The organism is Enterococcus raffinosus (assembly GCF_001886185.1).
Classification (GTDB): Bacteria; Bacillota; Bacilli; order Lactobacillales; family Enterococcaceae; genus Enterococcus_A; species Enterococcus_A raffinosus.
The window spans coordinates 70,760-93,583 of sequence record NZ_JXLA01000016.1; the positions used below are offsets into that span (position 1 = coordinate 70,760).

The following is a 22,824-nucleotide window of genomic DNA, read 5'->3' on the forward strand; positions in this document are numbered from 1 at the left end:
AATCTATGATAAGTTACGGAATAATAGTTTCTCAATTGTTACAATTAATATTTATGATTATTCCACTCAACCAATAAACATTAAAAAATAAATAATCTGATTAAAAAGTGTGCTGAAATCCACTATGCAGAACCTTTATTTTTAATGTACTCTTAAATACAAAAAAGACGTCCCCTTACGAGACGTCCATTTTTTCTTTTTCAAATTTACATCGAGCCATTCTTCAGCTTCGTGAAGACTTCAAAGCGATTGCCCATTCATGCATGCTTTCTCATATACGAACAATGCATTATTCACTAATCAAACAAGCCTTGATGGTCATTTTCGCTGCTCTTGAGGCAGGCTTTTTGCTCGCTCTTCGGCCAATGATCAGGATGACAATCAGCCAGATGACGTAACTAAGAACGATATTGAAAAATGAGAGTTGGATCGGTGCCTCCAAAGTCACTTTGCTAAAATAATCGGTGCTCAAATGAAGTGGCTGGAAAATATCCACATCGAACAGCAGCACATGGAACGCTTAGTCTCTGATCTACTTACTATCTCTCGCGCGGATACGAGCGAAGAGGAAATCCAGCGAACATTTTTCTCACTAGATAGCTTGTTAAAAAGCATCGTAGAAAAATTTTCACCAGTCTGTCAAAATAAGACCATTCAATTAAAGGCTAATCTAGCCTCTGAGGTTCCCTTCTATGGTGATCAGCAAAGAATCAATCAATTAGTGATGATTCTGCTTGATAATGCCTATCAATATTCCAATGAAGGAGGACAAATCACCTTAACCCTTAAAAATTTACCAAAGGATATTCAAATCTCTGTCAAGGATACAGGCATCGGCATTTCTGAAGAGAATGTCACGAAACTCTTCGATCGCTTCTTCCGAGTCACCAACTCGCGAAAGAAAAATCCAGATGGTTTGGGCTTAGGACTATCCATTGCCAAGCTGATCACGCAGCAGCATCAAGGAGACATTACGGTTACGAGTACGGTGGGTGAAGGGACTGAGTTTATTGTTACGTTGCCTAAGAAGAGTGAAAGTAGCATAGAATAGTCAAAATAAGGGAGCAAACTGCGAGTGCGGTTTGTTCCCTTATTATTTTTATTAAGTAGAAAGCCGTACTTGTTTAAAACTAAACAATTGTATTAATTACATGACTTCCCCATTTGATTCGATTACCTGTTTATACCAATAGAAGGAATCTTTCTTCGTTTCCAACCAAAATATATTAAGAAAAACTAAAGAAAAATAGAAAGCAATTATTTTAACTAACCAATTTTAAATAATATTTTACCAATAAATGCCTATATATCAACATTTCTTCTGCAAGCATAAAAACCTCTCCGTTGTCAAAGTGCTGAATTCTGCATTTGGACCTGAATTTTGCAGGGGATTTGGTGCTTCTTTTTTTCAAAAGCCTATGAAATCAGGATTATTCAAAATATTTTAGTCGTTGCCTCTGCAAAATTGGCCCCTAAATGTAATTTTCACGGTTTTGACCTAGTTTTATTTTGTACCTTATCGTTAAGTCACCGGCCGATATTAACAAACTATGAAACGGAGGAACTATTTTAATGAATGAACAAACCCTTTCGTACCGCCAGTTGTTCCATTTGAAATCAACAACCTTAGAAAAACGTATCAAAGAGTATTACTACAGTACACAAAACAGCAGCTTAACGATTAAATACATTCTCACTTTGAAAATACGGCACCAGCTAGGTGCGGAAGAGTTTGCTTTCATTCTGAAGGATCTTGTCCGTGAGATTTTCATGAATACGAAAGCCACTCGCACCATGAAGCGCTTCTTTTACTACTTTCAAGATTACTTCATGGCCCCAGAGTGGCAAGCCTTAAAACTGAGAACCTTCCCTGTCCGTAACTTCGGTGAAAAAGCCGTGTCCCTTGTCCGTTCCTTGATTGCCAAAGTCCGTCCCGATGAAACGAATGAACCTTGATAGAAGATGACCTACGCAAAAAAATTTGAGAAAGGAAAAGAAGGCTATGAGACAGGATTTAGTGGCGACCTTTACCAACGGTCTGGGCGCAACACATGACTGGAAATATAACAATCTAAAGAATGATCTGCCAATACCAGTGATCAAAGAAGCTTGCGAACTCTTAACTACATTAGACATTTTTGAAGAAAATGGCGTAAAACTATTTGATTCCGTGGTGACAGCGAAGATCATTACTACTAAAGAAACCGAGATTTTTGATAAAGAAAAGGAACCTAAAGAAGAAAAAACGGTTCCTTCTCCAAAAATAGAGAAAGAACCGGAAATGCCCGCTGTTAAAACAGGAAACAGCTACGACTATTTGTTCAATGCATCGAGAACTGCGATTGCTAAAAGTTTGGAGAAACCAGCAGAAACGAGAAACGACTCCCTTTCATTAATAATACCTGCACCACAAATCGGAGAAAAAACAATTACATCATTGGAAAATACCTCTGCTGAGAATTCTTCTGATCTTTCGGTTGCACAGTCAGATGTTCCAGAACAGGAAAGTCGGCAAAAAGGCTTTCTCGCTCGGCTTCGTCGAAAAATCAATCGAAACAAGGACGACCCAGACATCCGTTCTCGAGACGGTGATTCCAGCAGCTAAATTCTGCCCTTCTCAAATAAATAATGCGTAGGTCTATCTTGCTCAAGTCGTCAGCCTCCACATCGGAGAGGAGGTGATGCACCTTGAGCGAGCTGATTCGATATGTCCTCGCTCCGCTCTTTGTGGGGCTGATCATCGCCCTAGTCAACCACTGGTTGAGCGGGCGTGATCCATGACGACTGAAGACAAAACATGCTGAAGATCTGAAAGCATTCCGTACTTTCAGATTCTCAGCTGCTATGAAATTTAACCCATTATTGTGGGCAATCATAAGATAAACTAGTCGGAAAAGTACGGGCTTATTCATTCTTTTATTTCATATGGGGAGCAGCATTATGCTCCAAATGGATATCAAAATGCCCTATTCCTACTATCGTTATCGCAATAATGATTTTTTATATATTCCTATCTCAGAATTCATTCACTGCTTAGTACTTCCTATAGAAAGAATCCCTTTATTTCGTTGAACGCAATGAACTACTATACGAATGAGAAAATTATATTAACTCCTCGGAAATCTTTTGGTTCAAGGAATGAATTTTTCAGAATTATTTCCTAACGAATAATCAAAAGAGAACGTCCGGTAATCAGCCTGCGAAATATGAGAATTTCGAAGGATGCTACCACGAAAGCCCTACTCGGTCAGGAGTAGGGCTTTTTTTGCTAAATGTGTGACAGTCAGCATGTGGGTTAGAATGACAGCTGCACCCAATTGTCATCGCGGTCATCTAAAATCATGATATCTCAAGACAGCTACTATGCATGAGTATACTCTTTTTGTTATAAAAGAAAGACTTGAATTTACACTGCCGCTGGATAACGGCTGGTTAGAGTTACAATTGCCGCAATTAGTACTAATACCAATAACAGTGAAACAATAATGTTAATCTTCATTGGTTTGATATTCAAAATCGCATCCTTACTTGAAAACAAAGGAACAACTAATAAACTTATAGGGATAAAGTATCTTCCCTGGAGACCTTCAATTGAGGTTGTTCTACCGACTTTGTTCCAAATCTGATACAAAGCAAAGAACGTTAGTAACGTGTAGAGCGCCAGCATAACAAGCAGAATGGCACGTTGATAAGCTATCAATGATTGACTATCTTTCTCTTGGACCAGAGAACCTAAAATAATGCTTGAAAAATATAGAACGATCCAATGAAGACCCATAGGAGCATCTAATAGGCCGAATTTACCAGCAAAAGAATAGACAATATTGTCCCCTTTCACACCAAATAAGTAGTTTTTTCGAAAGTTTTCAAAGAAGATTGATGGGTCTTTTAAGAATTGCGCCAACTGTTTGTCTGGATTCCCGAAATCTCGATAAAGAATTTGTTGATCAATCATCATTTTATTCCAAATAACATAGAATAAAATGCAGGACACAAAAATTACAATCCCCCACACTGCTTTCCTTTTTATACTGAAGGACTTATTAGGAATCAGAAAGAAGAGCATTCCTAGAACAATTAATGTAGGCTTAAGCAGAACTAACGTAATCATTAACACGGCGCTAATTAGAAGTTTTAGGTTCGTTAATCGCTCTTTACCGATCAGACCGGTTAGCCAAGAGACGAAAAGGAAACTCATTGAAATGATCATTGCATCTCCTGATGTTGACGAAGCGAGAAAGAGCGCCATTGGATTTAGAGCCAAGACTGCCGCACCCAACTTAGAAAAGCGGAACTTCCAGATTGCCAAAAACATAATCAGGATATAGCCAATTAAATTAAAATAGCGTGCTGCATAATATTGCCATACCATAGGTTTATTTAAGGTTTTTCCAACGGTTATCCCAAGAATTTGGGGAATATAATTCACGAAATAGTAATTAGTTATTCCTCCAGTCCCAATAAAGGCTTTCTCACCCTTTTTAATTTTATCCTTATCTACCTCTTCGTAAAAATAGGGAAATTTTTCTTTTTTACCATTCATATCAATTGCATAGGAGTTCATACTTTTTATTGTGTAAGGGACTTCAAAACCAAATTTTCCCCAAGTACTTTCATTCTTTCCAAGCTTTTTCGTTAAGGATTCGGGGCGTATTTTAAATTCCGAAAATGAATAGGCCTTAATGAAATGTCCCACCTCATCCGGTGCTTGCAACGGTGGAACTATGTTTACCATCATTAATCCAAAAATTAATGAGAGAAATAAAAATAATCTGTTGGGAAAAGGTACCCTCTTCAATGAATCTAAGATACCTAGACAAGCATTCACTATTTTCTCGATTAGAATCACCCCTGCTTAATTAAATTACCTTTTAATTATACATTTTGCATACTGGAATTAAAACCTGCTGTAAAAGTAAATTAGCGTGTATTCTTTTTATGTATCTATTTATTATAGTTCAAAATATACTGAAGAAAAAAGAGGAACACGGAGGATGCATCACATTAGGAGGATAATTTTATATTTCCAGAAAAGTTTATGAGACAATCAATCGTTTTTCTAACACTGTTTCGACTAAAAATGCCGTGAAATCAGTAGCAATAACCAATTTTGTTTTTATCTTTTAAGCATACATTGTCTCTTTTTATTGGCCCAATCTAAACAGCCAGAAACACCTGATTATTCTTCAAGGTATTTCTGGCTATTTTTTCATTCCGTGGTAAACAATGTTCCTAGTTTGTTTTAAATTCTATCTAAATCAATCAGCTATCTCAAATAGGTTTTGATAATTGATTTATACTTATCAATCATATCTAAGTAATTATCAATCTCGACGTATTCGTTTATTTGATGTGGAAGTGTGGGCTCTCCTGGACCAAAAACAACGAAGTCGAATGTATTTTCTGACTTAGTAAACTCGGCAGCATCCGTTGTACCAGCTGCTGTTACTAGAGGCAAAGGCTTCTCGAATTGATCTTGAACCGCTTGAATGAGCGCTGAATTTTTGTCGGCTTTTACAGGAATTTTATTGAAATCAATCGATAGCTCCAGTTTATAATCAGAGCCTTCATTTAATTCATTAATGATCGTAGTGAGCAAGCTTTTCACTTCATCGTTACTGAAATTTGGAATGGAACGAATATTTCCTTGAAGCTCAGCATAGCTAGGAATACTATTTACTTGATTGCCTCCTTTAATTACAGTCACATTATGAATCGTTCGGCCGAGATCTTCGTTCACATAATTTTCAGCAACAGTGGCCATTTCTTTATTTACTCTCGTAATGAATTCATTTAGGTGATTAATCGCATTGAAGCCTTGTTCAGGCATTGAGCTATGCGCTTCCTTCCCACGTGAAATCACGGAATAATTAATTGACCCCATATGAGCATACATCAAATTGTATTTCGTCGGTTCTCCTATCAATAACCCTGTTAGATCATCCGCATAACCGGCTTCTGTTAACTGTTGCGCCCCAAGCTCTCCTATTTCTTCTCCGACTGTTGCGAGCAGTTTCACTGTTCCATCAAACGAAACTTCCTCTTCAGCTAGCTCGATCATGGCAATAACCATGGCAGTCAGACCGCTTTTCATATCTGTAGAACCGCGACCATAAAGTTTATTGTCATCAATTACTGCCTCATAGGGAGGAAATTTCCACTGGCTTTCATCTCCTGCATCAACAACATCCATATGACCTGATAATCCTAGGACTTTTTTTGAATTTCCCTTTTTTATTGTCGCTACTAAATTATCACGACCTTCTTGGTAGTTAATTTTTGTACTATCAATACCATGAGTCTGTAAAAGTTTTGCATAATAATCGGCTACTTCTGCCTCATTATTATTCACTGACCGAATTTTTATCACGTCTTGTAAAATAGCTATTCTTTTTTCTTTCTCCATCAGTATCACCTTTCTTCTGATCGTTATTGATTACTCACGTTTAATCGTTGGGGATATCTGTCACATTGATTGAAATCATCTATAGCCCTTCTCGTACTACTTTTCACCCCAATATAATAACACTGAATAATTTATAATTAAAGTTTAAGCACTCATGCCATACGTTATGTAAATAAGAAAAATTATTCATTCAAATAGTTCAAATTTTCTATATATAAATATTTTTCAGTTTTATAAGGATGTATTCTATAGTAAATTCATACGTATCTCGAGATGACATGATGATAGCTACTATGGACAGAAAATTATTGTTATATAAACAATAGATCAAAAAAATTTTTTATAGGTAAAAATCACATTTTTATATAGAACTGCCGACCATTTATTCAACCAAAACGATTTCACACAAGTGAACAACAGTGGTCATTTATGACTTTTCTTTTATCGTCCGCCTAATGAAGATTGAACAAATATATGGAAAGTGCGTAAAAAAACACACGACTAGACAATAAAATAGCCTAATCATGTGCTTTTCTCGGTGATTCCAAAGAAGGCATTCTTTTTGACTTTTCAGTCTGTTTAAAAATCAAGGTTTTACTGGGTATCTCTAGTTAAATCGAATACTAGAGATTAATCAGTTAAATACAATTACTGTCGATGTTGTATAAACAACAAGAAATAGTTTAGTCGTCGGGTATGAATACGCCGATTATTATGATAGAAATACGACATTTAAATCTCAAAGTGTCACCTTGCGCAGGATAATTAATGCTAGAACGACTATCGTTAATCCGCTAATAAGTAAATACTGACTTTTCTTTTCTCCAGTCAGTGGCAATTTTCGCTGTTGGTTGCTCCTTTGATTGCTTGAGACTATTTTATTTTGATAATTATTTTTATCTTTATCCTTGTCTTGATTCGTTAGTTCCAATTTCTCTTTATTGACCACAGTTACCTGCGCTTTACTTGATACTCCACCGTAGCTGTATGTTATTTCATACTTGCCTGCTTTACTTGTGTCTACTTCGCCTGCTACTTTTATCTCTTCGAAGGATACTGGGCGCCCGATTTCATCTACTGCACTTTCGAAATTATCTGACGACTGCCAAGGGGCTCCTACAAATAGAGTGCTATCCTTTACTTTTATCGCTGTTTGTCTTTCTTTCACCGTAACGATTGCTTTACTTGATACTCCACCGTAGCTGTATGTTATTTCATACTTGCCTGCTTTACTTGTATCTACTTCGCCTGCTACTTTTATCTCTTCGAAGGATACTGGGCGCCCGATTTCATCTACTGCACTTTCGAAATTATCTGACGACTGCCAAGGGGCTCCTACAAATAGAGTGCTATCCTTTACTTTTATCGCTGTTTGTCTTTCTTTCACCGTAACGATTGCTTTACTTGATACTCCACCGTAGCTGTATGTTATTTCATACTTGCCTGCTTTACTTGTATCTACTTCGCCTGCTACTTTTATCTCTTCGAAGGATACTGGGCTTCCGGTTTCATCTACTGCACTTTCGAAATTATCTGACGACTGCCAAGGGGCTCCTACAAATAGAGTGCTATCCTTTACTTTTATCGCTGTTTGTCTTTCTTTCACTGTGACGATAGCTTTACTTGATACTCCACCATAGCTGTATGTTATTTCATACTTGCCTGCTTTACTTGTGTCTACTTCGCCTGCTACTTTTATCTCTTCGAAGGATACTGGGCGCCCGATTTCGTCTACTGCACTTTCGAAATTATCTAATGCTTTCCAGTCATCTCCTACAAAAAGGGTTGAATCTGTCACCCTCACAGCTGTTTGTTTTTCCTCAATAACCAGCATGGCTCCCGATAATATTTTTTTCCCTTGATAAAAACGGATATAATATATACCAGGTTGTGATGTATCCACATTTTTATTTGCGAGATCGACTCCGAGTGTCTCAAATTCAAGCTTTTCTATGGGGATATCGAGACCAAACTGATTGGTAACAGCTATCACATGATCTCCTATCTGCCAGTCATCTCCCACAAAAATTTGGATATCTCGCACCTTCAAATCATAATTTTCTTCCCAAACATATTCTCCTGCCATTGTACTGCCCTCATATTGAGTAACTAACTCGCTAGATGAATACGCGTCTATAGTATCTTTTTTTATCCATCTTCCTGTATGAATGCCCCATTCTGGTGGTTCCTTTAAACCCATCGCTTCTGACAGTTTTGTTTTCACACCTAATTTTAAGGATTCCAGCGTTATTGGTCGGTTATTTCCTGTAAAAAACATTTCATTCACATTTGTCGTATTGGTCATATCAAAGCTTGATAAATCTAATGCTTTTAAGTTTTCTGTGGATTGAAACATATAACTCATGTTTTCAACATTCTTCGTATCAAAATTCGATAAGTCTAACGACTCTATCCCCCGCATTGCGAACATCCCCTGCATGTTCTTTACCTTAGAGGTATCAAAGTTCGAAAGGTTCAGCGCTGGAATATTTGGTGTACTGAACATATAACTCATATCCGTCACTTGGCTTGTATCAAAGTTTGATACATTTAAAGAAGTCAACTTATTCGTGTTCGCAAACATCCCCCGCGTATTCGTCACTTTACTCGTATCAAAGTTCGATACATTTAAGCTTTCTATATTTCTTAAATCATTAAACATATTCGCCATGTCGGTCACATTACTCGTCTTAAAGTGAGACACATCTAATGCCTGTAAGCTGACGATAGAGTTAAACATCTCTTTCATACTTGTAACGTTAGACGTATCAAAATTTGATACGTCTAGCGTTTCTAGGCTACTCATAAAGCCGAACATCCCACTCATGTCCGTCACGTTAGAAGTATTTAAATGATGAATATTCTGGATTTCAGTCACGGAGTTTAACCGATAGAATAAATAGCTGCTGTTCCAATGTGCCTCTACCGCTTCTTCAAAGACTATTTTTTTTATTTTCTCTCGATAGCTGGACCAATAACTCGTAGGATCGTAACCTAAAGTCCCTCCGTATATATGTAACGTTCCTTCCTGATCGATAGACCAAGGACAAGTTCCAAACGTTCCTGAAGCAATGTCCACATTCGTCTGTATCAATGAATGCTCTTCTTGGCTACTTGTTGTATCGGTTTTCTCTCCTGATTCCTCTGAAAAATCCCCCTTTTCAGCTTCTTCCGCAATAGGAAGACTCTCTTCCTGCCACGAGTTATTTTCCTCGAAGGAATTTTTTTGATTCTCGTCAGTAGCCTCTCCAGCATATCCAGCCACCGGCAGTACCTGATTGAACAGTAACAACGAGAACACAGAACAATTGAGGACTCTTTTTGCAACTTTTTTATTCATCATTTCTCTCCTAAAAAATACTTTTTTGTTATTCTAACCTTATAATACAGTCCTCATTGAAGATATCAATTTACACTTAACTAGGAGATGTAAAGTATTTAGCACAATATGATGCTCTCATTTGAAAAGAACAAATGTAATTATTATAATTAACTAGTAAACACTTGTTATAAAAAATACTAGACTCAAGGAGAAAGAGTATGAACGATTCTGTCATTCCTAACTTGGTCATTGACTGCGCAGTTGATCATTTACAATCCACCCCATTGGATAAACTATCTGTAACAGCGATTACTCAGTCTGTAGGCATTAGTCGAGTTACCTTTTACAATTATTTCAAAAACCGAGAAGACATAATTGATGTCCTCGTTGAAGTGTTACTGGCACAGTTTGATGAAATACAGAAGAAGAACCTGCCGTTTCTAAATCTTGTGAATATGGCCGATACTAAGGAGATCAAAAAGATTTTATATCCGAACACGCTGGAGATTATGAGCTTTTTTTATAAAAACAAAAAGAAGATCGCCTGTCTCCTATCTAAAAACACTACTGTCGACTTTATGGATATCCTTCATGGCACTTATTACAATCATTTTTTGAACGCTTTACCCGAGATTTTTTCCGCTAAATTTTCTGAAGACACTATTACAAGCTATGCCCTTTATATGACAACCGGTGTACGAGCGATCACGGAGGAATGGTTTCTGTCTGATTTTAATCCTTCTCCTGAAATTGTCACTGAACGAATACTGTCCGTACTAACACCCTCTTTAATGGAGCTGTATACTAGAAACTAGTTTTATACATTAGCGAAACTCCCTCATTTTAGATTATGTAGTTTCAGTGTTCTTACTGTGGAAGAAGCAACTAAAAAGACCAACGAATCCTATCGTTGGTCTAATTGAATTTTTGTAGAAGATAGACTCTTTAGAAGCTTAAAAATCTACCTGATCAGGATTTTTAGCACTTCCCGCTAATCCTTTTAAGCCATCAATGATTGCCATGTCCTCTGGTTTTATTTCAAAGTCAAAGACTTCAAGGTTTTCTTGAATACGCTCTTTATGAACTGACTTCGGCAATGGTAAGAACTGATGCTGCAGGCTCCAGCGTAAAACAATTTGCGCAATGGAGCGATTGTATTTTTCAGCGATTTCTTTTAATTCGCCTACTTTAAAGATTTCACCCGTTCCTAATGGACTATAAGCTTCACTTAAGATGTCATGCGCCTGATTGTACTTCACAACTTCTTGCTGCTGATCACTAGGATTTAGAAAGATTTGATTGACCATTGGTTTTATTTTCGCTGTTTCATACAATGCGTCTAAATGGTGTGGCAAGAAATTAGAAACACCGATGGCTCTGATTTTTTTCTGTTCTACCGCTTCCTCCATCGCTCGCCAGGCTTCTGCGTTCCCTTCCTTCCAATTTTCACGAATGGCTAAGGGACTTGGCCAATGAATCAAGTAAAGATCGATGTAATCTAGGTCTAAGTTTTTTAAAGAGTCATCAATCGCTTGTTTCGCGGCAGTATACGAATGTCCTTTACTTCCCAATTTTGTTGCGATAAATAATTCTTCTCGAGAGACCCCAGAGGCTTTTATCCCGCGACCTACAGAAGCTTCATTTCGATAAGCCGATGCAGTATCAATATGACGATAGCCTGCTTCGATCGCCCATTTTACCGCCGCTTCAGCAATCTCGCCATTCGGTGTTTGCCACGTACCAAAGCCGATGACAGGAATCTCCACTCCATTCGATAATGTATAGGTACTGTTTTTGTTCATACTCGTTCCTCCTAAATCTATTGTTTTTTTTTCGTATTCCCGTTCCAATAAGGACAGTGCTTCATCCAAGGCTTTTCCCGCAAATTTCTGAGCAGAAATCCACTCACCGCTTACTCCCTTTTTAACAAAAGCGCCCAGAACCATTCCTGGAATTACACTGCCTACTTCATGATGAGCCTCCGCACCCCCAAGATCTGTCCGTACCCATCCAGGATCTGCTAGATTGATTGTGACATCTTTCGTTGCTAATTGATTCACTAGATCCTTTGTTAATTTATCCAAGGCACCCTTCGATGCTGCATAGGCTCCTTGTTCAGGTTGATTCTTAATGCCGCTTGTTGTGTTGATGATTCTGCCAAAGTTTTGCTCCAGCATTTTTGGTAAGAAACCTTCTATTAAAAGCATCGGTGCAATGACATTGACCCAATAAGTACTGAGATAATCATCAACAGCTACGCCCCAATAATTTGTTTGTTTTTTCGGCTGAACACCGGCGTTATTGAACAAAATGTCAATCGTCACCTTGCTTGAAACGAATGCAATCATCTGCTTGACTTGCTGCTCGTCGGATAATTCCGCCGCCACAGAAAATGCTTGAACGCCTAATTCCTCTAACTCCTTAACAATTGAGCTCGTATGCTCCAGCTCACGACTGTGTACGACAACATTGACTCCTTGCTTTGCCATAAATAGCGCTATCTCTCTGCCTATTCCCCTGCTTGCGCCTGTCACAAGCGCCCATTTGTTTGTTAAATCCGACATTCTCATTCCCCCCACCAGTTCTTTTCGATGTTTCTGTATGATCCTATGTAGAAGGTATTCACGAACCTATCGAACACCTTCGTAGTAACTCTCTCACTTTCCCTTATAGAAAAATGAAAAGCGGAAAACGGTTCCTAAAATTGATTATACACTTTATCTTTTGTTTGTAAATAACTATATAGATATAATTTTTTAGAGTTGTTTATCCATGATAAATCATATGATGGTTCTTTTTAGAACAAAACCAATTTACCTAAAAACACTAACTTATTAACATTTTTAATCTTCTTTTTTTTATGATAAATAAGTCCGGAACGCTTTTAAAAATATATAGTTTTTCGTTGTTCGTGATTAAGATTTTTATTTAGCCCTTCATTAATACTAATCTCCTAAAAATTGATCGACGTTCAGTTACTAATTCTTTACCAAACCGAAAAGTTCACCACCAACTTCTCGATAGCAATCTAGCACAGCACCTTATATACAAATTTTGAAAAGATTGCTTAAGGAAACGGCATACATAACGTTTTTAGATAAATACTACAAACGATATCGTATACAATGAATAGCCTGGCTATACGAAAACATATTAATCGCCACTCAGTACTTTACTAAATAAAAAAAACAGCTCAAGGAAGCAATTGCTTTCTTGAGCTACGATAATTATAAAACACCTAGTCTCTTTTATCAGGGGGAACACTTTATTTTATAAGTCTACAGCCTATTTCCGACAGACCAGCACCGCATGATTGCTGGTTCCCGCACAGGAGCTGCTGTTGTACATATAGTCCATTATTTCGGTCCAAACCGCATATTTTTCCTCGTCCATACTGTTTATGCCTGTTGGATTGAAGGAGAAATCTACACCCGCATTACGGACGACCGTTAATCCCTCGTCTGTTGCGTCTTGCACCATCTCCTCTGGCATAGTGAAATAGAAAACATCCGGAAGATGGTCATCTATCCCCTCTACAAATACTGAATGATTTGTGGCAGCATTGGGATAGTTTACCTTCATATCATCGTCAAAGCACGCTCGCAGATAAGCGCCTACTTTATTGATATAAGCAAATAGAATTAAGCCGCCCTCTTTACAGACTCGCTTACTTTCTGCGATTACCTTCTTGCGTTCATTGGGCTGCAAATGGTACATGGGACCAAAGACTAACACAATGTCATAGGTGTTTTCTTGAATTTCTGGCAAATGAGTTGCATCTCCAACAGCCGCCTGAACATTCGGGAGTTGGTGATCGACTATCTTTTTCTGGAACTGTTTGATGTGTTTTGGCACAAGATCAATTCCCTGATAGGACTTACATTTCTCTGATAAATACAGTCCATAATAGCCTGTTCCGCAGCCTAACTCAAGCACTGTTTTTGAGGAGTCGATATAAAAATCAAGCAATCGTTTTGTATAGATAAACTCGATCTGATCAGCTCTACTGCCGAAGGCTCTCTGTTCTTCTTCAAAGTGATCATAGTTTGAAATAATTGGATTGTGTTTCATTCTCTGCTCCTTTTTGTTTTCACTTTTATCGTTCTTTGTTTATCTTCAATCACTAGATTTTTTTACAGAAATCCATATTTCCGATAAACTGTCTGGGTAGCTACCGGCTCCTTTGGGATAAACCTCTAGCTGGAAGCCTGCCGGCTCATACTCTGAAGCCGGAAAAAAATCAGAAAAGATCCAGGTCCAGCAGTCTTTATCCGCCGTGTTTTTAACATTTAAGGAAGCACTGCGGAACTTTATCCATAATGAAGAAGGAAGCGTAAGAGTTGTGTATCCTGAAGGAACCGTCTCTGCATGATAGGGTGTCGCAATGTAATACATGTAACCTTCCCCATCGAAAGATTCGCCATCAGCTAAGCCAATCCATTCTTTCTCATCAGAAGTAGAATAAGTGGTTAGTTTCGCAAGCGTCCCATCTTTTTGACACTTCTGCCAAAACAAATCGGCCTTCACCTGACCAACTAATTGCATCTCACCCTTGCCCAACAGTTGGAAGTCTTCCATCGTAACAACTTGATAATCCATTCCTTTTCCTCCTCTATTCAGTAAAGACATTACTAACCTTTATTTTATGTACTATATACAAAAACAGATATTATCTATAACCATTATAATCTAATAAAACATTGTAAACCATAGGAGGAAAAGCCACTCATGATCGCTTCAAGCACTACTGGAAAAAGATCACAGCTAATTTTTATTGAATTTGTCTTCTAATTCTCTCGTGATCGTTCTTCTTTATCTATTCAAATAGATAGTATAGTATGAATTTATTGCAGGAGGAATGGTTGGCATGGACTTTAGATCATTATTAGATAAACCCTTATTATATGAGTTTTCTATCTTAGATGTATTGTTTCAACATGATAGTTGGGTGACCATCAACGAGATTGCCGCTGAAACAGGTTTTAATAGAAAAACAATTATAAAATACCTAGCACTTATTGATGAGTATCCAGAACTTAGCGGATTGATTAGGAAAAAAGGCGCTGGTATTCAACTGAAAATGAGTAGGATCGATTATACCAAAATAAAAACCTCTATTTTAAAAAGAAGTGTTCCATTTGCTATGATTGATAAAATTTTAAAAAATGGCTCTTTTTCTATGTCGGATATTTCCAAAGAAACGTATTTAAGTGAATCAAATATTTATCGCTATATGAGGAAACTAAAGAAAATTCTAAACTCCTACAACATTGATCTGGTAAAAAAAAGAAACCAATACAGATTGATAGGAGACGAGAGAACCATCCGTTTCTATTTATACTTATTCTATTGGCAAGTGTATAAGGGGGTCTCTTGGCCTTTTTCTGAAGGACTGAGGAAAAAAGTAGCAGAGGATCTGCAGATAGTCGCTCAAAAAGCAGGCATGTATCTAGCTGTTCCTTTCGAAAACCAACTTACTTTAATCGTTTCCATTAATTACCTACGCTATAGAACTCGTTGCTTCATTCATAGAGAGGATGCCTTCGAGCAGCTATACGCCTTGAATGAAACGATCCCTGCCTTCAACCAACTAAATCTTTTATTTACTACAAACTATCATATGTCAAAGGATGAGACGCATTTGCTTTTTTTCTATCTTTTAACTCGGCCCTCCTTCTACCATTCATGGGACTATGCGGACCACTTTATAGAAAATCATCAACATGATAAAACCGAAATAGCTAAAGCCTCAGAGCGAGCCGCAAAAGAGATGAAAAAACAATTTCCGTTGCTACACATAAAAACGGATGCAGATTCGTCTTTTTTTAAAAGTTTATTTTCCATTCATTATCACACGATGCTATTCAAAGAATTTCCCACTGATATCAGTAATTACAAGCTTACGCCATATATAGATAGGAATTTCCCACAGCTAAAAAAAGAGATCGTGACAGTGAGCCAACACTTGACGACCACCGATAAAAATCCCTGTTTTGAACAAGAAGACTATTTGATTACCCATTATTCAATCCTATTAGCAAATATTCTCTCAGAAACGCACTTTGAGAAAAAAATTTATTTAAAAATGGAGACGGATTTTCCTTTCTTCATCGAACGCATTGTGAAAAACCAGCTGCTCAATCATTTCAAAAATACGTATCATTTGATTTTCACCGAAAATGAACAAGAGTACTTTGATCTGCTTCTTACTGTGCCCGGTAGTCATGTGTTAGAACAGTCGATTGCTAAAGAAAAAATTATATATATAACTCCAGAATTAACCATTCAAACCTATAAGACGATTTCTAGAAAGTTAAGAACCCTCATTCAAAAATAATTATTTGTTCCTTCAGTCTAACTAGACTGAAGTTTTTTCTTTTTTTGGTCTGTTCTTTATGCCATTTAATAATAAAAACAACCAGTTTATCAGTGTTATCCTATAATATGAATAAAATAGAAACGAGGGAAACAATGGATTTTACATCATTATTAGATTATTCATTACAATGCGAGCTCAAAATTTTAGATACACTCTATCAAAATTCCGGCTGGATTACACTTTCCGATTTAGAATTCCAAACTAACTATAATAAGAAAACCATTAATAAGCATTTGAAACTGCTCTCTGAAAAAGAGGAGCTTTTAGAGACTGGAAAGCTTTTAATAAAAAAAGGCGCAGGAGTAAAACTTTGCCTGACAGAATTTGAATATAAATTGCTGCTAAATAGCGTTTTAAAGTCTTGTGTGCCCTTTACTCTCATTAAGTTGCTCACAGAACATGGTTCCGTCTCTCTCAACAAAATCAAAGCAGAAACCTTTTTAAGTGAATCATCGATTCAGCGACAGATGACAAAATTAAAAAAGCACCTTCACAAGTATGGCTTAACGTTGATCTATTCTAAAGGGCAGTATTTATTTTCGGGAGAAGAGCATACTTTACGATACTATCTTTATTCTATTTATTGGAGCGTTTATCGGGGGATTACTTGGCCCTTCTCCTCACAGTTATTCGATAAAATCTCTTCTGATGTTGAGGTCATGACTCAGTCTCTGTCAAAATCCCTCGCAACATCTACCTGCAGCCAGCTTTCACTTATTCTAGCTATTAATTTTTTTAGGTATAAATCAGGGAATTCAGTCGTTTTGAAAACGGAGTGGGCACTCTTAAAAAAAATAAATACGACCTACTTTGCACCGTTTAAGATGGTTCGCGCGTTACTTGTTCGCTCCTATCGTTTATCCGTGACAGAAGCACATTTCTTTGTCTTCTATTTGTTGACGAATGCAGATTTTTACTCCCAGAATATGGGCATACTAATTATGAAGGGACATGAGGAATTAGCGACAGAAATAGCCTCTAGTGTAACAGCCGTTTATCATCATTTAGAGCCGCTTGTTCGTGCTAGCTGCTCAAAAAGAAAAAAAGCACGGATAAAGGAAACCTTGTTCTCAGTCCATTACCACGCAACGCTCTTCCCACAATTTTCTTGCGACATAACGAACTACGACTTAAATTTATACATAAAAGATAACATCCCCTCACTTTATCAAAAAGGCCAAAAAATATATGAACAAGCGAAAAAAGAAGCAGCTTCTCCAATTTTTGACGCGAAAAACTATCTTGTCACTCATTATTCGATCATCTGTGCCTATTTGACTTATGAAACTTATTTTGAAGAACCCTTTGTCCTTTTTTTGGATACCGACTTTCCGGCGCTTGTAAACGAACTCATCAAAGAAAGCTTAAAAAATCATATCAAACGATATTTCAATATTGTATTTGCGGATTCTTTTTCTGATCCCATAGATATTTTACTCACTGTCCCTTTGAAAGATCGATCTACCTACAATGAACTAACCATCCCAAAAGTGTTCATTTCTCCCCAAATTAAACACAGTGAACTAAAACAAATTTATCTAAAAATCAGCGAACTGAATGAGCTGCGAAAACAAGAGTATAAGAGCTAAGCTTTTTTGCTCTTATACTTGATTACTAAGCAACGAATGAACACCGTATTAAAAAGTTTTTTCTGCTACGCATAGAAAAAGGCAAAAAGCAGGCTCATTCACATGGAATAGAGCCTGCTTTTTAGCTTGCGAACAAGCCTCTCCTTTATGCCTCTCGTACTCCTTCGGCTTTAGGAATTGCTGCCTGTTCAGACTTTTTTTCGATCCGACTTCCTAAGCGAGTAATCAACAAGACTACTGCCATAAGACCACTGATTACGATCCCTGCCAGATATGAATTGGTTCCCGCAGAAATTTTTGTTGCAGCAAGGAGCATCGGTGCTGCAAAACCGGCTAAAGAGGAAATCAAGGTGTTCATAGCAATGGCTACTGGAAATTGTTGATGATTCGCCAAAATCGATAGTTCAAACGGAATCGTCGCATTCACCATAACGATCCCCATCCCTGAAAACATATTACCAACGATATGCAAAGCAGGATTGTTGAAAAAGACAATACAGATATAGGACAATGCAAAGGCCACAAAGCCCCAAGCCATCGTGTCTGTTTTTGTAAGCTTACGAATGTACTTCAATCCGAAGGCGGTACAGATTCCCCCAACATTTCCTAAAGCAGTGACCATCGCGGTATAGGCGGTCCCATTTCCCTTTGAAGCCAATAAAATTGATTGATTCGCCATAAAGATCATTAGACAAAGAGAGGTAACAAAGGTAACGATCAGCATCACATATATATAGCCATTTAAACTTTTCACTGTTTTGCCAAAGCTGACTGAGTGTTGCTTGGATACTTCCTCTTCAGATAATTTTCGATCCTTAGGTACCAGGACTAACACCACCAACAAGATAACAATGGCTGCACCGTAGACCCAGAAAAGATTTTGCCAGTTTGTACTTCCTAAGACACCGCCAATAGCAGTAAAGCCCATCATTCCTAGGTTGTTAAAGCCCACTGCCCAACCCATGACAGTCGCTCGTTCTTCTCCTTCAAAATGCTCCTGAAGCAATACCGGACCAACATTACTGATCAAGCCAAGTCCAAAGCCTAAAGCGATCATGCAGGCTAGAATAATATTCAGGCTGCTGTTGTAAAAAATCGGCAATAATCCACTAATGGCGACAATGGCGACAGAGAGAACCCCGATATTCTTACGAGTTATTTTGTAAGTCAGCCAAGTAAATAGCAGCGTCGCTATTAATTGCCCCAACTGGGGAATTGAACTAAGCATTTGGACCTTTGAGATCGGTTCCTGTGGGAAAGATTTCGAAATAGCAGCAATCGCCGCTCCTACGACAGAACCGGACATCAGTAAAAGATTCATACTTAAGATACCTAAAGCTAGAGATAATTTTTTCTTATTCATAATAATTGCACTCCTTCATCTTTTTTGTTTCCGCTTTCAATTGGTACTCAAAGTATAGGCTAGAAAAAAACGCCTCGCCATATGCAAAATTCATGCGCTTTGTGGTCTTTTCATAGGTCGTTCTTTTCTGCCTACTACTTTGCATGTTAATCTTGTAGTATCGCTCTGATCTGACTATCCTTTTCTCCTGAACGAACAATCGCCAGGGCTTTTCCTTGAAATAAACGGATACTTTCCAAACTATACGCCGCTTGATTTATTGGATCTCCATTGGCCAGACCAACAACTTCTCCGTTTTCGACACAGATAGACAGATTGTTATCTGCTGTAGGAACCACTCGCTGTTGCTCATCTATTCCTTCTAACTGATAAAGACTGTATTCTTTTCCCGCAAAAATCCGTTCGCAGCGAACGGCTTGTATCGTACCGCTCGTTTCACGACTCACTTCAGCGATTCTTTCATCCTGTTCGTATGCTATTGCGGTTAATGTTCCTTCCTCATAAGAAACTTCCCAATCCGCGCGGCAATCCTTTACAGGTTTTCTACCATAGCTTTTTCCATTAACAAATATCTCAACCTCACTCACGTTGCTGAAGACACGAATAGCTACTTGCTCATCAGCAGTGCGTTCTAGCCCCTGACGATTCCAATGAGGCATCACATGCAGAACCGGTTCTTTACGCCAAAAGGCTTGATAGTAATAATAGTAATCCTTGGGAAAACCGCATAGATCAGCGATTCCAAATTGTGAAGAAATAGCCGGCCAGCTAAAAGGAGAAGGCTCGCCATAATAATCAAAGGCTGTCCAAAGAAATACGCCGCCCATATATTGATGTTCAGCTAAATATCTCATGACCTTTTCCGGCTTCGCTGTTCCTCCCGCTCCAGGGTCTTCCGGTCGTCGTTTTCCCGGTAAGACCATAGAAAACAGCGAACCAAAATTCGAACACTGACACTTCTCTTCATCGTCTTTATACACACCTCGAGTAGAAAAATAAGACGCACTTTCCGTACTCATCATCGGCAAGTCTGGATGTTTTTCTTTAATTTTAGTCGCTCCCGGCCCCATCACATCGGCTTCTGGATAATTGACGCCCAGGACATCATAATTGGCTAGATACTCTTCATTTACTAGCCCCGCGGGATTAAGCAATTCTGCTGAAACGACTAAGCTTTCATAGTTGTTGCTTTTAATACAATGTACCAGCTTTTTAGCAATCCGGCTGCCCATAGTTGTATTGCCGATAACTTCCTCATTCGCTACGGACCAAAAGGCTAGCGAGGCGTGCATCCGACTTTTCTTCACCATTTTTTCCAAATCGGCTATTCGCCAAGGCGTGCTTTCTAGTAGGCGATTTTCATTCATCAATAAAATTCCGAAACGATCACAGGCAGTTAACAGCTCCTCAGAGGCAAAATGATGGGCGCTGCGCCAAGCATTTACTCCCATTTCTTTCATTGTCTTTATCTTATAATCTACGATATCTTGGTTCAATGCGACCCCTACTCCGGCAAAATCTTGGTGTTCACATACTCCCCGCAGCTCATAGGTTTTTCCATTTAAATAAAAGCCTGCTGTGTCGTAATGAAAGGTACGAATACCAAATGATTTCCGGCATTCGTCTGTCTCCATTTGAAACACCGCTTCGTAAAGATGAGGATTTTCTGGGGTCCAAAGTGACGGTTCCGGCAATTGAAAGGTTTCTTTTAATAGCCGTTTTTCATAGGGCGCTAAGGTCTGGATACCTAGTTGAATCACCTGATCGTTGATTTTTATCACTGGCGAAACGGTCACGGTATCCGCTGACTCGTTCTCTACCAAGAGCTCTGCGCCTAACAATGCTTGCTTCTCTTGAATTTCTTTCGTGTAAATATAAACACTGTCATAGTCAAACGAGACCAACGGCAAGTATTCTACCCACACGTCACGATAAATCCCTGCCCCTTCGTACCACCAGCCTTCTGGGCCGGTCGTCGTGTCTACCCGCACCAGCAATACATTCGTGCCTTCTTCTCCGTATTTAGCCATCTCGGTGACATTAAAAGAAAAGCTCGTGTATCCGCTATCATTCTTTCCTAAATACGCGCCATTCAGCCAAACTTCCGCAGAACGCATCACACCCTCAAAATGAAGGACAACTCTACTAGTATTTAAAAGACTTGATGCTAGCTGGAAGGTCTTACGATAATATCCGATTCCCTCTTCCTTTGAGCCTGACATCAGCAGTTCTGGATCTTGTTTAAACGGCTGCCTCACTTTCCAATCATGAGGCAGTGTTATTGTTTGCCAGTTCTCATCAAGACCAGAAGTAAAATCAGTGCCAGCTAAATTTTTTAATCCTTGAAGGATATCCCCCTGCGCGATCAGCTTGAGAAAGTGCTCGCCTCCTGCGCCATAGGTCACCGCAGCTCCAGTTTCTCCAGCTAATGGCGCGGTTAGTCCGCCTAACGCATGGGCTTTTTTCGCTGTTCTTTTCGGGATTCCTACTTCCCCGTAATGAAATTGCCAATGCTGATTGATTTTTTTCTTTTCTCGCATCTTCGTTCCTCCTCTGATATCCCCCATTCTAGTTCGTCAAGCCCTGTGATATAATGAAAAATACCGACTTGAAGAAAGCGTTTCCTGCATTTTTCCGACCTTATGGAGGTGTCCGATGACAAACGATCCTTTTTCCGAGCTGCATTCCACGAATAGCGAGCTGCCTCAGATCAGTACCCGCTCTCCGATCGCGATTTTCTATAAGCAAAAAATTGGTGAGACGATTCTTTATACTAAGGTGCAGGATGGCGACATCACGGCCTTTGAAGATGAAGAATATCAAGCATTGCACAAAAACCAGAACTTTGAATTGATGTATGTCTTACAAGGCGAGCTGACTAATTTCATCGAGGACAAGGAATATCAATTTCACGCTGGCGAGGGCTGTTTGCTGAATACTCAAATTCTGCATCGAGAGATTCTTTCGGAAGGCTGCAACGTCGTCTTTTTAAATTTATCTCCCACGCTGCTTAGAGAGCTGCTGGCTATTGACTCTGGCGAGGGACCAATCTTTCAATTCCTGCAGCAAAATCTGCAATCCGATTCTCAGTGGAAGCGCAGCTATATTGAATTTTCTCCCTGCTTGCCTTATCAAAGCGAAGGCTTCCACGTTATCATAGATTCCCTGCAGTTAGAAGTTGCGACTTCCAAAATTGGCCGCGCTTATTTTCAACGAGGATTGATTTTACGCTTATTAGACGCTTTAGAGAACGCCAATCAGTTTTCCCTACAGCAGGTGGATCTGGATTTGTCAAAGGAGGATTACCTCGTTAATCGTGTGATTCATCTAATTGAAAGCCGCTTTGGCAATATTTCCCGCAAAGAACTCGAAACAGCTCTCCATTATAATGCAGAATACTTGAACCGCTTATTAAAGCGCCAAACAAAAATGACCATTGTCGGATATGCGCAGAAGATTCGCACACAAAAGGCGCAGCAATTATTACAAACCACCGATCTGACGATTCAGCTCATCGCTGAGCGCTTGGGCTTTTCTAGTGAAGCTTATTTTTATCACTACTTCAAAAAGCAAACCGGACTTTCTCCCAATCAATACCGCCAAAAATTTACGCTCTAAAAAACCGATTGACGCATCAATCGGTTTTCTTCGTGTTAAAGGAGTATTTCTCCCGATATTCTGTTGGTAGGATTTTTAAATTTTTACGAAACATCTTATAAAAGTAGGAGGGGTTTTCAGGAGCCACTGATAAAGTTCAATAACAAA

The 22,824-nt window shown here is 38.6% G+C and carries 16 protein-coding genes and 1 pseudogene; 8 read left to right on the plus strand and 9 right to left on the minus strand.

Features of this window, described 5'->3' with window-relative positions; translation table 11 throughout:
• Positions 1-472 precede the first annotated feature (472 nt).
• The 4 genes from RV13_RS10465 (at position 473) to RV13_RS21535 (ending at position 2,781) form a co-directional block, all read left to right on the plus strand.
• Entirely contained in the window at positions 473-1,051 is a 579-nt protein-coding gene (locus RV13_RS10465) for a sensor histidine kinase (protein WP_082718864.1), read from the plus strand.
• A 521-nt stretch (positions 1,052-1,572) separates the two neighbouring features.
• A complete protein-coding gene (locus tag RV13_RS10470) occupies positions 1,573-1,956 on the plus strand; it encodes a hypothetical protein (RefSeq protein WP_060789356.1) in 384 nt (127 codons plus the stop codon).
• A gap of 46 nt (positions 1,957-2,002) precedes the next feature.
• Positions 2,003-2,605: a DUF2922 family protein gene (locus RV13_RS10475; RefSeq protein ID WP_060789357.1), complete on the plus strand. Its 603-nt coding sequence runs from the start codon at positions 2,003-2,005 to the stop codon at positions 2,603-2,605.
• Positions 2,606-2,688: 83 nt separating this feature from the next.
• Positions 2,689-2,781, plus strand: a complete 93-nt coding sequence (locus RV13_RS21535; protein WP_111945260.1) for a type I toxin-antitoxin system Fst family toxin — start codon at positions 2,689-2,691, stop codon at positions 2,779-2,781.
• Positions 2,782-3,406: 625 nt separating this feature from the next.
• On the opposite strand, the gene RV13_RS10480 is transcribed toward RV13_RS21535, so the two are convergent.
• The 3 genes from RV13_RS10480 to RV13_RS10490 all read right to left on the minus strand — a co-directional run bounded on the left by RV13_RS10480 (position 3,407) and on the right by RV13_RS10490 (position 9,746).
• On the minus strand, positions 3,407-4,849 hold the full coding sequence (locus RV13_RS10480) for a DUF2142 domain-containing protein (RefSeq protein WP_060789358.1): 1,443 nt from the start codon (positions 4,847-4,849) through the stop codon (positions 3,407-3,409).
• A gap of 417 nt (positions 4,850-5,266) precedes the next feature.
• Positions 5,267-6,406 carry an ArgE/DapE family deacylase gene (locus tag RV13_RS10485; RefSeq protein WP_028021006.1) on the minus strand — a complete coding sequence of 380 codons (1,140 nt, stop codon included), beginning with the start codon at positions 6,404-6,406 and terminating at the stop codon, positions 5,267-5,269.
• Positions 6,407-7,145: 739 nt separating this feature from the next.
• A complete protein-coding gene (locus tag RV13_RS10490; RefSeq protein ID WP_071875960.1) occupies positions 7,146-9,746 on the minus strand; it encodes a bacterial Ig-like domain-containing protein in 2,601 nt (866 codons plus the stop codon).
• A gap of 200 nt (positions 9,747-9,946) precedes the next feature.
• On the opposite strand from RV13_RS10490, the gene RV13_RS10495 reads away from it, so the two are divergent.
• A complete protein-coding gene (locus RV13_RS10495) occupies positions 9,947-10,543 on the plus strand; it encodes a TetR/AcrR family transcriptional regulator (RefSeq protein WP_060789625.1) in 597 nt (198 codons plus the stop codon).
• 138 nt (positions 10,544-10,681) lie between these two features.
• Here the strand turns inward: RV13_RS10495 and RV13_RS10500 are convergent, their stop codons facing one another.
• The 4 genes and pseudogenes from RV13_RS10500 to RV13_RS10515 all read right to left on the minus strand — a co-directional run bounded on the left by RV13_RS10500 (position 10,682) and on the right by RV13_RS10515 (position 14,327).
• A complete protein-coding gene (locus RV13_RS10500) occupies positions 10,682-11,530 on the minus strand; it encodes an aldo/keto reductase (protein WP_060789633.1) in 849 nt (282 codons plus the stop codon).
• Positions 11,531-11,719: 189 nt separating this feature from the next.
• A pseudogene (locus tag RV13_RS21365) lies at positions 11,720-12,298 on the minus strand (SDR family NAD(P)-dependent oxidoreductase); the annotation flags it as partial.
• Positions 12,299-13,013: 715 nt separating this feature from the next.
• Positions 13,014-13,799, minus strand: a complete 786-nt coding sequence (locus tag RV13_RS10510) for a class I SAM-dependent methyltransferase (RefSeq protein ID WP_060789626.1) — start codon at positions 13,797-13,799, stop codon at positions 13,014-13,016.
• Between the two features lie 45 nt (positions 13,800-13,844).
• Entirely contained in the window at positions 13,845-14,327 is a 483-nt protein-coding gene (locus tag RV13_RS10515; RefSeq protein ID WP_060789627.1) for a GyrI-like domain-containing protein, read from the minus strand.
• Positions 14,328-14,595: 268 nt separating this feature from the next.
• Between RV13_RS10515 and RV13_RS10520 the strand changes: the two genes are divergently transcribed.
• Together RV13_RS10520 and RV13_RS10525 are read left to right on the plus strand one after the other, a co-directional pair.
• Positions 14,596-16,065 (plus strand): AcpB/EbpR/MafR family transcriptional regulator, encoded by a 1,470-nt coding sequence (locus RV13_RS10520; protein ID WP_060789628.1) that lies wholly within the window; start codon positions 14,596-14,598, stop codon positions 16,063-16,065.
• Positions 16,066-16,199: 134 nt separating this feature from the next.
• A complete protein-coding gene (locus RV13_RS10525) occupies positions 16,200-17,696 on the plus strand; it encodes a helix-turn-helix domain-containing protein (protein WP_060789629.1) in 1,497 nt (498 codons plus the stop codon).
• Positions 17,697-17,841: 145 nt separating this feature from the next.
• On the opposite strand, the gene RV13_RS10530 is transcribed toward RV13_RS10525, so the two are convergent.
• Both RV13_RS10530 and RV13_RS10535 read right to left on the minus strand, forming a co-directional pair.
• Complete coding sequence (locus tag RV13_RS10530) at positions 17,842-19,059, minus strand: MFS transporter (protein ID WP_060789630.1); 1,218 nt, start codon at positions 19,057-19,059, stop codon at positions 17,842-17,844.
• Positions 19,060-19,205: 146 nt separating this feature from the next.
• Positions 19,206-21,599 (minus strand): DUF4982 domain-containing protein, encoded by a 2,394-nt coding sequence (locus RV13_RS10535; RefSeq protein WP_060789631.1) that lies wholly within the window; start codon positions 21,597-21,599, stop codon positions 19,206-19,208.
• 115 nt (positions 21,600-21,714) lie between these two features.
• Between RV13_RS10535 and RV13_RS10540 the strand changes: the two genes are divergently transcribed.
• Positions 21,715-22,677 carry an AraC family transcriptional regulator gene (locus RV13_RS10540; protein ID WP_060789632.1) on the plus strand — a complete coding sequence of 321 codons (963 nt, stop codon included), beginning with the start codon at positions 21,715-21,717 and terminating at the stop codon, positions 22,675-22,677.
• Positions 22,678-22,824: the final 147 nt, after the last annotated feature.

Coding starts and splice junctions, on each gene's coding strand:
- RV13_RS10490 (WP_071875960.1), bottom strand. CDS start 9,746: ATGAATAAAAAAGTTGCAAAAAGAGTCCTCAATTGTTCTGTGTTCTCG.
- RV13_RS10520 (WP_060789628.1), top strand. CDS start 14,596: ATGGACTTTAGATCATTATTAGATAAACCCTTATTATATGAGTTTTCT.
- RV13_RS10535 (WP_060789631.1), bottom strand. CDS start 21,599: ATGCGAGAAAAGAAAAAAATCAATCAGCATTGGCAATTTCATTACGGG.
- RV13_RS10500 (WP_060789633.1), bottom strand. CDS start 11,530: ATGAACAAAAACAGTACCTATACATTATCGAATGGAGTGGAGATTCCT.
- RV13_RS10465 (WP_082718864.1), top strand. CDS start 473: ATGAAGTGGCTGGAAAATATCCACATCGAACAGCAGCACATGGAACGC.
- RV13_RS10540 (WP_060789632.1), top strand. CDS start 21,715: ATGACAAACGATCCTTTTTCCGAGCTGCATTCCACGAATAGCGAGCTG.
- RV13_RS10515 (WP_060789627.1), bottom strand. CDS start 14,327: ATGGATTATCAAGTTGTTACGATGGAAGACTTCCAACTGTTGGGCAAG.
- RV13_RS10530 (WP_060789630.1), bottom strand. CDS start 19,059: ATGAATAAGAAAAAATTATCTCTAGCTTTAGGTATCTTAAGTATGAAT.
- RV13_RS10510 (WP_060789626.1), bottom strand. CDS start 13,799: ATGAAACACAATCCAATTATTTCAAACTATGATCACTTTGAAGAAGAA.
- RV13_RS10495 (WP_060789625.1), top strand. CDS start 9,947: ATGAACGATTCTGTCATTCCTAACTTGGTCATTGACTGCGCAGTTGAT.
- RV13_RS10475 (WP_060789357.1), top strand. CDS start 2,003: ATGAGACAGGATTTAGTGGCGACCTTTACCAACGGTCTGGGCGCAACA.
- RV13_RS10485 (WP_028021006.1), bottom strand. CDS start 6,406: ATGGAGAAAGAAAAAAGAATAGCTATTTTACAAGACGTGATAAAAATT.
- RV13_RS10525 (WP_060789629.1), top strand. CDS start 16,200: ATGGATTTTACATCATTATTAGATTATTCATTACAATGCGAGCTCAAA.
- RV13_RS10470 (WP_060789356.1), top strand. CDS start 1,573: ATGAATGAACAAACCCTTTCGTACCGCCAGTTGTTCCATTTGAAATCA.